Source organism: Pelagibacterium sp., assembly GCF_035555455.1.
GTDB lineage: Bacteria > Pseudomonadota > Alphaproteobacteria > Rhizobiales > Devosiaceae > Pelagibacterium.
Map to the genome: position 1 here is coordinate 1 of NZ_DATMGM010000059.1, position 15,141 is coordinate 15,141.

Consider the following 15,141-nt stretch of genomic DNA (forward strand, 5'->3'; position numbering starts at 1 on the left):
TGGAGGCCATCGCGGCGGTGATCATCGGCGGCACCATGCTCAAGGGCGGGTATGGGCGGATCGGGGGGACGGTGATCGGGGCGATCATGCTCACCACCATCGGCAACATCCTCAACCTGACCGATATCATCTCGAACTATCTCAACGGAGCGGTGCAGGGGGTAATCATCATCGCCGCCGTGTGGCTCCAGAGGGGGAGCCTCGCGCATCTCAACATCTTCCGCCGAAAGCGGAGCTAAGTTCCGACCGGCAGGGAGCCGGGGGAGGGGTGCCACTCGCATATGAGGGGCACAAACAAAAACCAAGGAGGACCAACATGCGTATTCTTACAGTGCTGGCCAGTGTTGCCCTTAGCAGCGTGGCATTGGGCGCAACCGCTGTGGCGGCGCAGGAGATCAAGATCGGGGTTTCGATTCCAGCGGCGACGCACGGCTGGGCCGGGGGGCTCAACTGGCATGCCGAACAGGCTATGGCCCGGATCGAAGCGGCCAACCCGGACATCGATATCATCCTTGTGGCCGCCGATGGACCGGCGCAGCAGGCCAACGACCTTGAGGACCTGGTGTCGATCCACAATATCGATGCGTTGGTCGTCCTGCCGTTCGAATCCGAGCCGCTGACCGATCCGGTCCGCCAGGTGAAGAATTCGGGCGTGTTCGTAACCGTGGTCGACCGCGGGCTGAGCCAGGAGGGCATCGAGGACGTTTACGTCGCGGGCAACAACACCGCGCTGGGGCAGGTCTCGGGTGACTATTTCCGCTCGCGGCTGGGCGAGGGCGACAATATCGTCATCCTGCGCGGCATTCCCACGGTGATCGATGACGAGCGGTTCAACGCCTTCATGGAAGCGATCGACGGGTCAGGCATCAACGTGCTCGATAACCAATATGCCAACTGGAACCGCGATGACGGGTTCGAGGTCATGCAGGATTTCCTCTCCCGCTTTCCCGACATCGATGGGGTATGGGCGCAGGATGATGACATCGCGCTCGGCGTGATCGAGGCCGTGCGTCAGGCCGGTCGCGAAGACCAGTTGTTCATCGTCGGCGGGGCCGGGATGAAGGAAATCATTCAGATGGTCATGGATGGCTCGGAACTGGTGCCGGTCGACGTGCTGTATCCGCCAGCAATGATCGCGACGGCCATGGACGTCACGGTCAACCATTTCACCTCCAACGGACCGGTGTCGGGCGAATACATCCTTGGGGCACCGCTGATCACGCCCGAGAATGCCGCGACGTATTATTTCCCGGACTCGACGTTTTAGGCGAGGCGCAGGCAATGAACGCGGGGGGCGGCCTTCGGGCCGCTCCTTTTTTTATGGATTCAGGGCGGTGCCGCCGGGAGCGGAGTTGGGGGAGACGTGGCCAGCGGTGAGAGCCTTCCGGGGGGCGCGCGCTCCGGGGCCGATCCGGTCGGCATCCCCTGAGAGCCGGGACAGGTAGCTGTCGGCCCAATTGTCGACATTGTGCAGGCGCGCGACGTCCATCAAGCTGGTCCAGCGCTGTTTGCGTTCGTCGAGCGGCATGGTGAGCGCGACGCGCAGCGCCTCGGCGGTTTCATCGGCATCGAAGGGATTGACGATCAGGGCATCGTGGAAAATTTCGGCGGCGCCTGCGAACCGGGACAGCACCAGCACACCGGGGTCGTCGGGGCGCTGGGAGCCGATATATTCATGGGCCACCAGATTCATGCCGTCGCGGAGCGGGGTGACCAGCCCCACACGCGCCAGCCGGTAGAGCCCGGCCAGCGAGGTCTGCGAATAGGCGCGCTTGACATAGGTGAGCGGAATCCAGTCCGGCTCGGCAAAGCGCCCGGTGAGATGGCCGACAGCGGTGTCGAGTTCGTCGGATATGGCCTGATATTCCTTGATACTGTCGCGCGAGGGCGGCGCGATCTGGATCATGTGCACCTTGCGGCGCAGGCTGGCGTTGGTTTCGAGCAGCTTTTCATAGGCCTGAATGCGCTGGGGCAGGCCCTTGGAATAATCGAGCCGGTCAACACCGAGGATCAGCGCGCGCCCGTTGATCGAGCGCTCGACCCGCTTATGCATCTTTTGCGCGTTGGGGCTGGTGGCCAGGCGGGCGAAGGCATCCGGATCGGAGCCGATGGGAAAGGCCTCCAGCACCGTGTCGCCCAGATCGATCTCCACCGGGGTTCCGCCCGCCTGTCGATAGATTTCCTCGTGGGCGATGAACTCATTGAAAGCGGCGACGTCGCGCTGGGCCTGAAAGCCCACAAGATCATAGGTGAGCAGATCGTTGAGCAGGTCCTCGTGATGGGGAATGGCGTTGAGCGCATCGGGCGTGGGGAAGGGGATGTGCAGATAAAAGCCGATCCGGTTGCGCAAGCCGAGACGGCGCAGTTCGGTGGCAAGCGGGATCAGGTGATAATCATGCACCCAGATGATGTCGTCGGGTTCGACATGGCTGGCCATTGCCTCGGCGAACAGCCGATTGACGCGGCGATAGCCCCCATACCACTGGGACTGGATATCGGTGAGATCGAGCCGCAGGTGGAAGGCGGGCCAGAGGATGGAATTGGAAAACCCGGCGTAATAGCTCTGGTGGTCAGCCCTTGTGAGGTCGATGGAGCCGATGCGCAGACCGTCAAGGGTCTGGAACCGCGCCTGGGTGGAGGGCGCATCTGAAAAGGACCCGGACCAGCCGAACCAGAAGCCATCGCGCGCGCCAAGGGTCTTGCGCAGGGCGACTGCGAGGCCGCCAGCTGCGGGACCCTTGCCGGGAATTCTGTTAGACACGACGATGAGACGGCTCATGGGGTGGAGCGCTCCCGGTTCGGGTGGGGTGTGGCAGCCGGATGACGAGCGGTGATCAGGGCATCGAAATAGGTATAGAGGGCGGCGATATCGGGCAGCACATAACGCGCGTGGGTCTCGCCTTCGCCGATGCGGATTCCGAAGCCGCCAAGGCGATCGGCAGCGGCAAAACCGTCCTCGTCGGTCACGTCATCGCCAATGAAAATCGGGATGCGGCCCGCAAAGGGCTTAACCTGCATCAACCGGGCGATGGCGGACCCCTTGTCGGCGGATTTGGGGCGGGCCTCGATCACCTTCTTGCCGTCCACGGTCTGGAAGTCGTTGAAGCCATCGATGGCGCGGACCAGAGCTGCGTGGGCCAGCGCCCCCTTTTCGGGGGCGGCCCGATAGTGGACGGCGACGCCGGTGGGCTTGGGTTCGACCAGAAGGTCCGGCTGGCCATTGAGCGTATCGGAAACGCGATGGGCGATTTCGGCGGCATCGGCAAGAAGGTGGCCCAACGGACGTTCGACATGGTGCTCATGCCGCCATTCCGCGCCGTGACTGCCGGTGACCGAGATGTCGGGCACAAACAGGAACGCATCGATGGCTGCGATGGTGCGACCGGTGACGATGGCCAGAGCGCCGCCAAGTGCGGCATGGAGCGCTTCGAGGCGGGACGCCAGCTCGGGTGGCACCACAATGGCGTCCGGTCGCGGGGCGATTTCGACGAGCGTTCCGTCGAAATCGGTGAAGATGGCCACAGCGTCCGGGGTGGCGGACAGGATGGCTGAAACCGTATCGGGCATGGTTACCGCAGGCTGGTGTTGCAGAAGAGTACGTAAACTCAATGCGGTAACGGCCCAGGGGGTTCCGGAAAAATCCCAGCCCATCCCGCAGGCCGGACGTGAAAGACCGGCGGCCCAGATGCACTGTGCCGCCGGTCTTTCCATCGCGGCTCGGGAGGACAAACCGCGATGTGGATTGGCCCTCGGAGATGGGCTTGATTGTCTGCGGGCCGCGCAGGCGGGAGGAATGCACGCAATACGCACCTTTGGGGGACGCATCTGAAGTGGCATCCCTCCCTATCGGGCACAGCCGGGGACGCGGTGGCTGTACCCGAATTGTCCTTCTGCCGGACAGGAGGATGCCCCGGCCTTGCGTTGCCATGGAAACGCCGTCTGTGCCTTCAAAGTTCCGCACGAAGGCGGCAAACGAATGGACGTGGGAGCTAAATCCTAAGCCAATGTTAAGAGTGCGGGCGTAGGGTTTGGGGATGACCAGTGTTGGCGGATACAAGAAGATGAACTGGCTGCCAAAGCGGAGCGCCTGGCAGGAGATGCAGCTTGCCAAACAGCGGCGGCAGGTGTCGGCTGAGCGGATCGACCGGATGAATATGGCAGCGTCCGGCTTTCAGGCTGCGGCCACCATGCAAATTCAGGGCGTTGGCGAATTGGCGGCGCAGACCGCCCAGAGCCGCTTGCAGGCCAAGGTCGAGGAAATGTCGAAAAAGCTGGAAGAGAGCTACGCCAATATTTCCAAACTGGCGTAACGGCTTAGTGGGCGGCGTTTACTGCCCGGCCTGCGAAAAGGCGTTGATGACGATGACGCCGGCGATGATCAGCCCCATGCCAATCAGGGCGGGTATATCGAGGGCCTGCTTGTAGAGCACCCAGCCCACGATCGAAATCAGAACGATGCCGAGTCCCGACCAGATGGCATAGGCAATACCGACCGGCATGGTGCGCAGGGTCAGCGAGAGGAAATAGAACGCCGCGCCATAGCCCAAAACGACGATGGCCGTGGGCAGGGCGTTGGTGAAGCCATTGGACGCCTTGAGGGCGGAGGTGGCGATGACTTCCGCGACGATCGCAATCAGGAGATAGATATTGATCATCGGGCTGAGCTCTCGTTGCCGAAATACTTTTTGGCGAGCGCCTTGAAGACCTCGCCACGTTCCTCGAAATTCCTGAACTGGTTGTAGCTGGGCGCGCCGGGCGACAGGATCACGGTATCGAAGATGTGGCTGACATTGGCGAGCGCCTGCATAGCCTCTTCGAGCGTTGAACATTCCGCGACGGGAATGGGGGCGTTGTCGCGCACCGCACTGGCAAGGCGCGGACCGGTGGCGGGCAGGCTGCACAGCATGACCACGCTGGTCAGGCCCATGAGATTGGCCAGATCGGTGTAATCCTGCTGGCGTTCGTGACCGCCCGCGATCAGCGCGATCTTGCGACCCTTATAGGCGGCCAGCGCCACCTTGGTGGCCTCTGGGGTGGTTGAAATAGAATCGTCGACAAACAACAGATCGCCGACGTGCAGCTCTTCGAGACGGTGCGGCAGGGGCACGAAGGCCTTGATGCCAGCGAAAATGCCCTCGCGGGTCGCGCCCGCGGCCAGGGCGATGGCGGCGGCAAGGCGGGCATTGTCGTGGTTGTGGGCACCCTTGAGCCGGGAATTCATCGCCGCCATGAGGATTTCATCGCCCAGTTCGATATCGAGCTCGGACACATGGGCGGTTTCGGCGGGAATGACGCGGCGGACCTTTTCGACGGTGGCGGCCTGCGGGCCGATGGCAACGAGGCGCGGGCCCTTGGCGATCAGGTTGAGCTTGTCGCGGTAATAGGCGTCCAGCCCGCCGTGCCAGTCGACATGTTCGGGGAACAGGTTGGAAATGGCGGCGATGTCGGGGGCGAAATCGATGTCGGCGGTTTGGTACGAGGACAGCTCAAGAACGACGGTTTTGGCCGTGTCGGCGGCGTCGAGCGGGGGGATGCCGACATTGCCGGCCAGCACCACATCGACACCGGAATGAGCCAGCATCAGATGCACAAGGGTTGCGGTGGTCGATTTTCCCTTGGTGCCGGAAATGGCGACGACGGTGCGGCCTTCACGGAAATGCGCGCCCCAGAGGTTGAGGTTGGAGGTGACCTTGACGCCAGCGGCGCGGGCGGCCTCGAACACAGGTTTATAGAGCGAGACGCCGGGGCTTTTGACGATGGTGCCGAAGCGGGTGACGTCGGCGGCTACGTCGGGAGGGATGGACGTCGCGCCCTCGATGTGGGCGTGGCCGTCGTCGCTGGTCACGAACACTTCGAGATGCGGATAGGCGCGGCGCAGGAATTGGGCCGTGGAGCGAGCCTCGCGGCCAGCGCCATAGAGAAGAACGGGTCCGTCAATCTGCATGAGAGGCCACCGCTGTTTCGATAGATCGGGGAATGAGGTGATCGGGGCTGTCCGCCATCAACTCGGCAAAGGCCGCATCCAGTTTTGGTGCGCCGTAAAACGCTTCCAGCTCGGGCCGGAGGGTGGCGACGACAGCGCTGTCGCGCCAATCGGGGTGATCGGCGACGCGCCACAGGCAGGCGGCGGCTTCGAGGATTTCACCGACGCATTCCCAGGGCTTGTGGCCGGCAAGTCCGGTCAGTTCGCGATATGCCCCGATATGGCGCGGATCGGCCAGAAGGTCCTGCCCGAAGATCTTCACCAGCCGGTCATGCGGCATGTGCGGGGCGAAGATCAAAAAGACGAAATGGCATTTGGGGCACTCGCCGCACCATAAGGTGCCATCATGGCCAGCAAGGCGGAAATTGCGGTTGCAGCTGGAAAAGACGTCATCGAAGCGCGTCGTGCGGGCAAACAATTCGGCGATGCGGGCCTCGGAATAGGGACGCAGGAGCGAATAATAGCGCAGGGTGCCGCCGGTCGCGACAGACAGGGTCTGGGCAATGGCGCGCTCGAAATCGAGAGATTTGGAATATTGATGATTGGCGAGGCGACCGTCGAATTCGACATTGCCTTCGCTGGCCGAGCGCTCGTTGGAGAGGATGATGTCGCTGTAGCCGAAGAGCAGAGAGGCCAAAGCAGCGATCATGGAGTTGATGGCGGTGGAGGGGACGTGGCCGTTGTAATAGCCGGGCTCCTGTCCAAGCCGGATCATCTCGGGATCGAGGTGCCGCTCAACGGCGAGAAACGGCAGGTCCGCGCGCTCGACCGACGAGAGGATCGGGCCCTTGGGATTGACGGCGAACAGGGTGATCGGCTGCCCGGCGCTTTCGAGCAACTGGACGCTGACGAGGGAATCCTTGCCGCCACCGATGAGGACCAGCGGGCGTTGGGGCAGGCCGATCGGCGCGGTTTCGCGTGCGGGGCCGGTTGAAAGAGTCAGGCGTCCGAAGCGCTTGAGGGCGTTGCGGGCATAAAATTCCCCCAAGCCATTCTCGTAAACGTCGATGAGAAAGGCGCGCTGCTCGGACGAAAGGGCGAGGGCCGACGCATCGATGTGGAACGGCGCGCGCAGCTTGAAATAGCTGACGCCGAGCACAGCAGCGGTCAAGTCGAGCAGAGTGGCGAAGGCCGGGGTGGCGGCGGTTTCGGCATCCAGACCATCGAGTGGAAAGCGCAGCGTTTCGGTGAATTCGTGCGCATCGAGCCGATAGGTGAACACGGCCTCACCGGTCCGGGCATCGAACGCGGGGCTCTCAATGATGAAGACTGGGTCGCTCAATGGTCTCGCCGCGGGTTGGCTGCGCGAAAGGGTGCAGATCAGTATATGCGCATTTGCAGACGCAATGCGATCTCGTCGCCTATTCTCTGATAGCCGTATTCACGCATCATGCAAGACCATTCGCTGCCCACGCGTTCGATGCGGAACAGGTTGTAGCGTCCCGGCGCATCGTGGCCCTCCGGGGCCGAGGAGGCGGCGGCCACCCCGATCACCGGCACTTCACGGTCGGGGCCGGGGATGGCGTTGACCGAGGAGAGATGCGAGTGGCCGTGCAGGATCAGTTCTGCACCGTGCTCGGCGATCAGCGCCCGGAATTGCGGGGCGTCCCAAAGGCCAAGGCGTCTGGAGCGGGCCAATTCGGCGTGAGGCGGATGGTGGATCATCACCACTCGGAAATACCCGGCATCGCCCAGCAGCTTGAGGAGGCGACCAAGTCGCGCGATCTGGTCGCTGCCCAGCTTGCCGGCGGCAACGAAAGGCAGCGTGGGGATGGCGCTGGACAGGCCAATCATGGCGACGCGATCGAGACGGCGCACATAGGGGAACGGCGCATCGCCGAGGGTTTCGCCGGCCATGTAATGTCCGTAAGCCGCCAGGGCCGTATCCAGCGCGCCTTTGACATAGGCGTCGTGGTTGCCCGGAACCGCGCAGACGGTTTCCGGAGTACCCAAGGCCGTCAGCCAGTTGGCGGCGCGGGCGATTTCTTCATCAAGGGCGAGGTTGACCAGATCGCCGGTGACGGCGGTCATGTCGGGGGACTGGGCCTTGAGGTGGGCGACAAGCGCGGAAAGCGTATCGCGACGCATGACGCGGCTGCGCGACATCTGCCAGTTCAGCCAGCCGGTCAGGCGCTTGGACGCCAGATCGCGCAGGGTGACGCGCGGAAGGGGGGCGAGGTGAATATCTGAGATATGCGCAAGCGTCAGCATTGCGTACCGCTTGGCCTCTGTCGCTTGTCCTTGTTGTGCATCATCAGCCCCGAATGTTTGATTTTTTGTATTTGTGAACCCGGGAAGGCGCGGCAGTCGCTGGTCCCGGTTCGGAAAGCGCTCTAATGGCATGGCGGCTGCGGCAAGAAAAAGGCCGATTGCGAGGTTTGTCACAGATTGCGACGGCTGGCCACAGGGGAGCGGATGCAAATGAGGCGACGGGATGGCCCGTCGCCTCGGCAGTCTGGCGATTTAGAGAATGGGCAAAGAAGTCTCTAGTCCAGGAAATCCAGCTCAGGTCCTTCGGGAATGATGCGGTACGGATTGATGGTGATGTGACTCCAGTAATAATGCGTCTTGATATGATCGAGATGCACGGTCTTTGCGATGCCGGGCCAGTTGGCCAGCGTCTTGAGATAGGCCGACAGATGCGGGTAATCGGCGATGCGCCGGATGTTGCACTTGAAATGGCCCACATAGACGGCGTCGAAACGCATCAGCGTGGTGACCAGCCGCCAGTCGGCCTCGGTCGGCTCGGTGCCAGTGAGAAAGGGCTTTTCGGCGAGAATGGCTTCAACCCAGTCGAGCGCAGAGAACAGGCTGGTGACCGCCTCGGAATAGGCTTCCTGCGTGGTAGCAAAGCCCGCCTTGTACACCCCGTTGTTGATTTCGTCATAGATGCGGGCATTGAGGGCGTCGATCTCTGCGCGCTTGCTTTCCGGGTAGAAGTCCAGATCGTTGCCGGTCAAATCGTTGAAAGCCGAATTGAACATGCGGATGATGTCGGCGCTTTCGTTGGACACGATGGTCTGGCGCTGCTTGTCCCACAGGACCGGAACGGTGACCCGGCCCGTATAGTCGGGAACGGCCTTGGTGTAGATCTGCCACATGAAGTCGGCGCCGTTGAGCGTGTCGATGTCGGAGCCGTCCTCGCCGGTGAAGGCCCAGCCGGTTTCGTCAGGCATCTTGGGGGAGACGGTCGAGACTGTGATGTGATCTTCGAGGCCCTTGAGAGCGCGGAAGATCAGGGTGCGGTGGGCCCAGGGACAGGCATAGGACACATAGAGGTGGTAGCGGCCGCTTTCAGCGGGAAAGCCTCCTTCGCCGGTGGGGCCGGCGGAGCCATCGGCGGTGACCCAGTTGCGGAATACCGCTTCCGAGCGCTTGAACTTTCCACCCGTCGACTTGGTATCGTACCATTGGGTCGACCACTTGCCATCGATCAACTGGCCCATGAAGGCTTCCTTTCGTCTGTAACTGTGTGAGCCCTATCTAATGGCAATTGCGGAGTTGAACAGGGCGGCAGGAGTGAACACCATGTTCGCTTTTAATTTCAGTGGACCCTCGGGCAGGGTGATGCTACATCAATCATGGATCAGTCCGGAGCCGGAAACGATGTTCAGCATTGAACGAGACAATCGACGACTTTGAAACGCGCCTTCGTTGCGCCTGTCGCCGTATTGCCCTGATCGATCTGGATATTTGTGACCATGACTGCCACTTCGCCGCTTCTGGCTGACACCCTCCCTACGCCCGCTCTCCTTTCCATACGGCTCGAAACGCCGGAGGATGATTCCTGGATCGAGGCGCTGCACGAGGTTTCTTTCGGGCCGGGGCGCTTTGCCCGCGCCGCCTATCGGGTGCGCGAGCAGATCGGGGTTGATCCCAAGCTGTCCCATATCGCCCAGATCGGCGCTGAGCGGGCCGCCAGTGTGCGCATGACGCCGATCGCGGTTGGCGGGATCAATGGATACCTGCTCGGCCCGCTGATGACCGATCCGCAGTTCCGCAAGCGGGGTGCGGGGCGGGCGCTGGTCGCGCATGTGTGCGACATGGCGCTGGAGCAGGATGGCGTCGAGTTCGTGCTGCTTGTGGGCGATTTTGCCTATTACGCGCCGCTGGGCTTTGTCCGGGTTGCGCCTAACGCCATCACCTTTCCCGGACCGGTTGATCCGGCGCGCGTGCTGGTCCACTCTCGCGATCCCGATATGGGAGACCGTCTGGCCGGTGACGTCCGCCCCTGGGCATAGGGCGTTGTCGGGCCGGCGGTTTTGTCTGGCCGCCGGAATAGAATGAGGCTCAATGCCAAACGCGCGTGATATCGACGCCATTGCGGGCCGCCTGTTGTCGGCGCCGCAGCCCATGCCCGACGCCGACGATCTGGTTGCCGATTTTGCGCTGTTCGATGTCGGGACCGCGCCACCGGTGCCTGCGGCGGTTCTGATCGCGCTGGTGAGGCGCGGCGCCGGATATACGGTGCTCTATACCGAGCGATCGGCCAATCTGCGGCGGCATTCGGGGCAGGTGGCGTTTCCCGGGGGACGTATCGACCCGGAGGACCACGACGCGGCCTATGCGGCGTTGCGCGAGGCCCATGAAGAGGTTTCGCTGGTGCCGGAGGATGCGCAGGTGCTGGGCTACATGCCGTATTACTATACCGGGACCAACTATTTCATCACGCCGGTGGTGGCGGTGGTGGAGCCGCGCGCGCCATTCGTCGCCAATCCCTTCGAGGTGAACGCGATTTTCGAAGTGCCGCTGGAAACGCTGGCCGCGGCCCAGAGCTACAGCAGGTTCAGGGTCACCCATCGTGGTGAGGAGCGGCAAAGCTGGCAGCTCGATCACGGTGGGCACAGAATCTGGGGCATCACGGCCAATCTGACGCGGCGCTTTCGCGATACGGTGCTGACCGGGACCGATAGCGATGACGCGTGAGGTGGCGCTGGCGCGGCTGGCGGGGGCCGAGTGGCTGGACAAGGTACGTCCGGTGTTCGACTGCCTCGGGGGCGGCGGATTGACCCGTGCGGTGGGGGGCATTGTGCGCGATACGCTGATCGGGCGGGTGCGCGATGTCGCCGATATCGATATGGCGACGGTGTTGCTGCCTGACGAGGTGGCGGCGCGCGGGGCGGCTGCGGGATTTGCAGTGCACCATACGGGGGTGGCGCACGGAACGGTGACGCTGGTGCATGGCGGGCAGCCAGTGGAAGTGACGACGCTGCGCCGCGACGTCGAGACGTTCGGGCGGCATGCCAGCGTGGCGTTCGGGACCGATTGGGCCGAGGATGCGCGGCGGCGCGATTTCACGATGAATGCGCTCTATTGCGGGCCAAGGGGCGATCTGTTCGATCCGCTGGGCGGGCTTAATGATTGTCTGGCCGGACGGGTGCGGTTCATTGGCGACCCCGACGAGCGGATCGCTGAAGACCGGTTGCGGGTGTATCGCTATTTCCGGTTTGCCGTGAGCCATGGGGGGGAGCGGTTCGAAGTGCCGGCATTGGCCGCCTGCGCCCGGGCGGTTGGGACGCTGGATATCCTCTCGGCGGAGCGGGTCGGGTCGGAAATGATGCGGCTGCTGGCAGCACCCAATTGCGCACGGACGCTGGAGACGATGCGCGAGGTCGGGGTGCTCGACGGGAGCCTGTTTTCCGATTCCGCGCTGACAAATTTGCGGGCGCTGGAAACTGGGGAAGGGTCCATCGAAGCCGCTACCCGGCTGGCTATGGTGGCGGTTTCTGGGGGGGATGTGGGTGCGCTGAGGGCGGCGTGGCGGCTGTCCAATGCGACCATGGCCCGGATTGCCGCGATAGAGGCGGCGGCAGAGATGGCGCGGGGGGATCGCTGGAGCGAGTTGGCCTATCGCCAGCCGGATGCAGCAGAGGCGGGGATCGCGGTGACAGCCGCTGTCGAGGGGGAGGCATTTTCCTGGATCGAGGAGGCGCGCGAAGCGGTGACGGCGCGGCGTGGGCGCAGCTTTCCGATTACGGGCAAGGATCTGATCGGGCTGGGACTTGCCAGCGGGCCAGCGCTGGGGACGCTACTGCATCGGTTGGAAACAGCATGGATCGAGAGCGATGGGGCGCTGGATCGAGAGCAGTTGCTGGAGATGGCCACCGATCAATAGCGCTCAACGTAACGGGCGGGGGCATGGAGAGCCCTTGCCGTCAGGATTAGTGATGGTGCGGATGCACCTCGAAGATGCGGAGTTTGATGCGTTCGACCATGTCCGGGCGCACTTCGGTTTCACCATGATCGTTCCTGAGCCGTTCCACGGCTTTTCGGACCACCTCGGCCTCAGTCTCGGCCGTGACGTTCCAGGTTGCGCCCGGAATTAGCGAGCCGCCATCAAAGCGTTTCATGAGACAATCTCCCTTCCACCGGTTGCAGGGATTGCACCTTGAAAACGGCGGTGGAAGGGCTGTGGTTCCGTCGATTTGGGCGGGCTGTTATGGCCAGCGCACCGCCGGGGGCATCGACGAAAGAATGGAGTTGACGTTGCCGCCGGTCTTGAGACCGAAGGTCGTGCCGCGGTCGTAAAGCAGGTTGAATTCGACATAGCGGCCACGCCGGACAAGCTGCTCCTCGCGCTGCTCTTCGGTCCAGGGCGTGTTGAAGTTGCGGCGCACCAGTTCGGGGTAGATGTCAACGAACCGGCGTCCCACGTCCTGGGTGAAGGCGAAATCCGTGTCCCAGTCGCCCGTGTTGTGGCGATCGTAGAAGATACCGCCGATGCCGCGTGGCTCATTGCGGTGGGGCAGGTGGAAATACTCGTCGCACCAATCCTTGTAGCGCTGGTAATCCACGCCTGCATGGGGATCGCAGGCGGCCTTCATCGCTGCGTGGAAATCGATGGTATCGGGGTCGGTCTGGGTGCGTCTGGCGTCGAGCACCGGGGTCAAGTCACCGCCGCCGCCGAACCACCAGTTGGACGTGACCACCATGCGGGTATTCATATGCACGGCGGGAACGTTGGGGTTCCACGGATGGCCGATCACGGAAATGCCAGAGGCCCAGAATTGCGGGCTGTTTTCAGTGCCGGGAATCTGTTTGGCGAATTCGGGAGAGAACTCGCCGTAAACTGTCGAGATGTGGACGCCCATCTTTTCGAAGACGCGGCCGCCGATCATCGACATTTCGCCGCCGCCACCACCGGCGCGGTCCCATGTCTGGCGTTCGAAACGGCCCGGCGCGCGGTCGGCGTGGGGGCCGGTCACTTCGTCTTCGAGGGTTTCGATGGCGGCACAAAGGTCGTCCCGCACCTGCCGGAACCATGCGCTGGCGCGTTGTTTTTTTTCTTCGATATCGTGGGGCAAAGGCATTGTGTTGGTCTGGAGCATGTTCATGATGGTTCAGGTCCCTATCACGTTGGTCTTGGATGCACCATGCGGCAGGGTGAACGCTGGGGCCTTGACCGGGATCAATTCGCTCAAGTCAGTCCCTCGTATCCGCCGGTCTGGCGCAGAGCCTCGCCCAGAACGATGGCGGCGGACACCGCGACATTGAGGGAGCGGGCCGGAGCGCGCATGGGGATGCGGACGCGCAAATCGGCGCTTTCGGCTACCGAAGGCGGCACACCGGCGCTTTCCCGGCCCATCAAAAGAACGTCATTGGTCTCGTAGGCGGCATCATGGGCGGGGAGGCTTGCGGCTGTGGTGAGCAGGACCAGTCGCCTTTGTTCGGCAAGGCGCCAGGCCTCGAAGCGGGCAAAGCTGTCGTGCTCGACCATTTCGGCGGTGTCGAGGTAGTCCATTCCCGAGCGCCGCAGGGCGTTTTTGGACATGGGAAAGCCGGTGGGATGAATGATGTGGACGGGGACGCCAAGGCAGGCACCCAAGCGCAGCATGGCGCCGGTGTTGAGAGCAATGTCAGGCTGGTAGAGGGCGAGAACGAGAGGCAATGATTCAGGCCTTGTCAAAAAACTGCGGAAAGCAAATTGGGTATAGTGTCGCATATGGGGTGAGTCACCCGCTCTGAGGGTGGACAAGTGCCAAAGACAGTGCATAAAGGAGCCGAAAATCCGCACCGTCGGGCGGCGGCGGCCCCGAATCGCGACACTTGGGCGCGTCTCACCGGAGCCCTGCGGAGGACCGAACAATTTTGTGCAGGCCTTTTGGGGATCTAGAGCTTTGGCGACAGCGAGCGAAACAAAAGCGACACGACGCGATTTCCTCTATATCGCAACCGGTGCGGTCGGGGCAGTCGGGGTGGCGGGAGCGGCGTGGCCGCTCATTCAACAACTGAATCCGGACGCGTCCGTTCTGGCGCTGGCGTCCATCCGGTTCGATGTTTCTCCCATTCCTGAAGGATCGTCGGTGACGATCATGTGGCGCGGGTTGCCGGTTTTCGTGCGGCACCGGACCGCCGCCGAGATCGAGGAAGCGCGGGCTGTTCCCCTTTCGGATCTCAAGGACCCCGAAACCGATGAGGACCGGGTCGTCCCGGGGCACGAGCAGTGGCTGATCATGATCGCCAACTGCACGCATCTGGGCTGTGTGCCGGTTGGAGAATCGGGCGATTACGATGGCTGGTTCTGTCCGTGCCACGGGTCGCATTATGACACGTCAGGGCGAATTCGTCGCGGGCCCGCTCCCAAGAATCTTGTGGTGCCCCCCTATGAGTTCCTGACTGACACTGTCGTCGAGATCGGTTAAGGGGAGCAGAGGGCATGGCCAACCAAGCGGGCAATTATACGCCGGGCACCGGAATCGAGCGTTGGCTCGACGACCGGCTTCCCATCATCAGGTTCTCTAAAGAACATTTGATGGATTTCCCGACGCCGAAGAATATCAATTACTGGTGGACCTTCGGCGCCATTCTCACATTCATGCTGGTCATCCAGATCGTAACCGGCGTCATCCTCGTGATGCACTACACGCCGCACGTGGATATGGCGTTCGCTTCGGTCGAGCATATTCGCCGCGACGTCAATTATGGCCGCATCATTCAGGGGACCCACGCTGTGGGCGCCTCGATGTTCTTTGCGGCGGTCTATGTCCATATCTTCCGCGGGATGTATTACGGTTCGTACAAAGCGCCGCGCGAAGTGATCTGGATGCTCGGCGTCATCCTGTTCATCCTGCTGATGGCGACGGCCTTCATGGGTTATGTGCTGCCCTGGGGGCAGATGAGCCTGTGGGGCGCGACGGTGATCACCGGTATCTTCTCGG

17 protein-coding genes and 1 pseudogene are annotated in these 15,141 nt (G+C 62.6%); 8 read left to right on the forward strand and 10 right to left on the reverse strand.

All coding sequences use genetic code 11. The annotated features are described in order from the left end of the window. Positions 1-239: pseudogene (locus VNS12_RS10940) on the forward strand (ABC transporter permease); the annotation flags it as partial. A gap of 77 nt (positions 240-316) precedes the next feature. Further along, positions 317-1,267: a substrate-binding domain-containing protein gene (locus VNS12_RS10945; protein WP_325487871.1), complete on the forward strand. Its 951-nt coding sequence runs from the start codon at positions 317-319 to the stop codon at positions 1,265-1,267. Positions 1,268-1,318: 51 nt separating this feature from the next. Here the strand turns inward: VNS12_RS10945 and VNS12_RS10950 are convergent, their stop codons facing one another. Both VNS12_RS10950 and otsB read right to left on the reverse strand, forming a co-directional pair. Further along, on the reverse strand, positions 1,319-2,779 hold the full coding sequence (locus VNS12_RS10950) for an alpha,alpha-trehalose-phosphate synthase (UDP-forming) (RefSeq protein WP_325487872.1): 1,461 nt from the start codon (positions 2,777-2,779) through the stop codon (positions 1,319-1,321). After that, positions 2,776-3,711: a trehalose-phosphatase gene (otsB, locus tag VNS12_RS10955; protein WP_325487873.1), complete on the reverse strand. Its 936-nt coding sequence runs from the start codon at positions 3,709-3,711 to the stop codon at positions 2,776-2,778. Before otsB ends, VNS12_RS10950 begins: the two co-directional genes overlap by 4 nt. Positions 3,712-4,034: 323 nt before the next feature. On the opposite strand from otsB, the gene VNS12_RS10960 reads away from it, so the two are divergent. Further along, positions 4,035-4,310 carry a hypothetical protein gene (locus VNS12_RS10960; RefSeq protein ID WP_325487874.1) on the forward strand — a complete coding sequence of 92 codons (276 nt, stop codon included), beginning with the start codon at positions 4,035-4,037 and terminating at the stop codon, positions 4,308-4,310. A gap of 18 nt (positions 4,311-4,328) precedes the next feature. On the opposite strand, the gene VNS12_RS10965 is transcribed toward VNS12_RS10960, so the two are convergent. The 5 genes from VNS12_RS10965 to VNS12_RS10985 form a co-directional block, all read right to left on the reverse strand. Further along, entirely contained in the window at positions 4,329-4,655 is a 327-nt protein-coding gene (locus VNS12_RS10965; RefSeq protein ID WP_325487875.1) for a DMT family transporter, read from the reverse strand. Continuing rightward, positions 4,652-5,944 carry a UDP-N-acetylmuramoyl-L-alanine--D-glutamate ligase gene (gene murD, locus VNS12_RS10970; protein ID WP_325487876.1) on the reverse strand — a complete coding sequence of 431 codons (1,293 nt, stop codon included), beginning with the start codon at positions 5,942-5,944 and terminating at the stop codon, positions 4,652-4,654. The genes VNS12_RS10965 and murD overlap by 4 nt, the downstream gene beginning before the upstream one ends. After that, positions 5,934-7,265 (reverse strand): MurL-like N-terminal domain-containing, encoded by a 1,332-nt coding sequence (locus VNS12_RS10975; protein ID WP_325487877.1) that lies wholly within the window; start codon positions 7,263-7,265, stop codon positions 5,934-5,936. The genes murD and VNS12_RS10975 overlap by 11 nt, the downstream gene beginning before the upstream one ends. Before the next feature lie 38 nt (positions 7,266-7,303). Continuing rightward, a complete protein-coding gene (locus VNS12_RS10980; RefSeq protein ID WP_325487878.1) occupies positions 7,304-8,194 on the reverse strand; it encodes a metallophosphoesterase family protein in 891 nt (296 codons plus the stop codon). A 275-nt stretch (positions 8,195-8,469) separates the two neighbouring features. Then, positions 8,470-9,429 carry a glutathione S-transferase family protein gene (locus VNS12_RS10985; RefSeq protein ID WP_325487879.1) on the reverse strand — a complete coding sequence of 320 codons (960 nt, stop codon included), beginning with the start codon at positions 9,427-9,429 and terminating at the stop codon, positions 8,470-8,472. Between the two features lie 255 nt (positions 9,430-9,684). Here VNS12_RS10985 and VNS12_RS10990 point away from each other — a divergent pair, with 255 nt between their 5' ends. From VNS12_RS10990 to VNS12_RS11000, 3 genes are read left to right on the forward strand one after another with little or no spacing between them, the layout of a single operon-like run. Then, on the forward strand, positions 9,685-10,224 hold the full coding sequence (locus VNS12_RS10990) for a GNAT family N-acetyltransferase (RefSeq protein WP_325487880.1): 540 nt from the start codon (positions 9,685-9,687) through the stop codon (positions 10,222-10,224). Between the two features lie 52 nt (positions 10,225-10,276). Further along, the gene (locus VNS12_RS10995; RefSeq protein WP_325487881.1) at positions 10,277-10,909 is read left to right on the forward strand and encodes a CoA pyrophosphatase; all 633 of its coding nucleotides are present in this window, start codon (positions 10,277-10,279) and stop codon (positions 10,907-10,909) included. Beyond that, positions 10,899-12,098: a CCA tRNA nucleotidyltransferase gene (locus tag VNS12_RS11000; protein WP_325487882.1), complete on the forward strand. Its 1,200-nt coding sequence runs from the start codon at positions 10,899-10,901 to the stop codon at positions 12,096-12,098. Before VNS12_RS10995 ends, VNS12_RS11000 begins: the two co-directional genes overlap by 11 nt. 46 nt (positions 12,099-12,144) lie before the next feature. On the opposite strand, the gene VNS12_RS11005 is transcribed toward VNS12_RS11000, so the two are convergent. The 3 genes from VNS12_RS11005 to VNS12_RS11015 form a co-directional block, all read right to left on the reverse strand. Continuing rightward, on the reverse strand, positions 12,145-12,333 hold the full coding sequence (locus VNS12_RS11005; RefSeq protein WP_325487883.1) for a DUF1059 domain-containing protein: 189 nt from the start codon (positions 12,331-12,333) through the stop codon (positions 12,145-12,147). An 87-nt stretch (positions 12,334-12,420) separates the two neighbouring features. After that, on the reverse strand, positions 12,421-13,311 hold the full coding sequence (gene hemF / locus VNS12_RS11010) for an oxygen-dependent coproporphyrinogen oxidase (protein WP_325487887.1): 891 nt from the start codon (positions 13,309-13,311) through the stop codon (positions 12,421-12,423). An 89-nt stretch (positions 13,312-13,400) separates the two neighbouring features. Further along, positions 13,401-13,871 (reverse strand): tRNA (cytidine(34)-2'-O)-methyltransferase, encoded by a 471-nt coding sequence (locus VNS12_RS11015; protein ID WP_325487884.1) that lies wholly within the window; start codon positions 13,869-13,871, stop codon positions 13,401-13,403. A 229-nt stretch (positions 13,872-14,100) separates the two neighbouring features. Between VNS12_RS11015 and petA the strand changes: the two genes are divergently transcribed. Further along, a complete protein-coding gene (gene petA, locus VNS12_RS11020) occupies positions 14,101-14,625 on the forward strand; it encodes a ubiquinol-cytochrome c reductase iron-sulfur subunit (RefSeq protein WP_325487885.1) in 525 nt (174 codons plus the stop codon). A 14-nt stretch (positions 14,626-14,639) separates the two neighbouring features. Next, a partial coding sequence (locus VNS12_RS11025; RefSeq protein WP_325487886.1) for a cytochrome b occupies positions 14,640-15,141 on the forward strand: 502 nt, incomplete at its 3' end.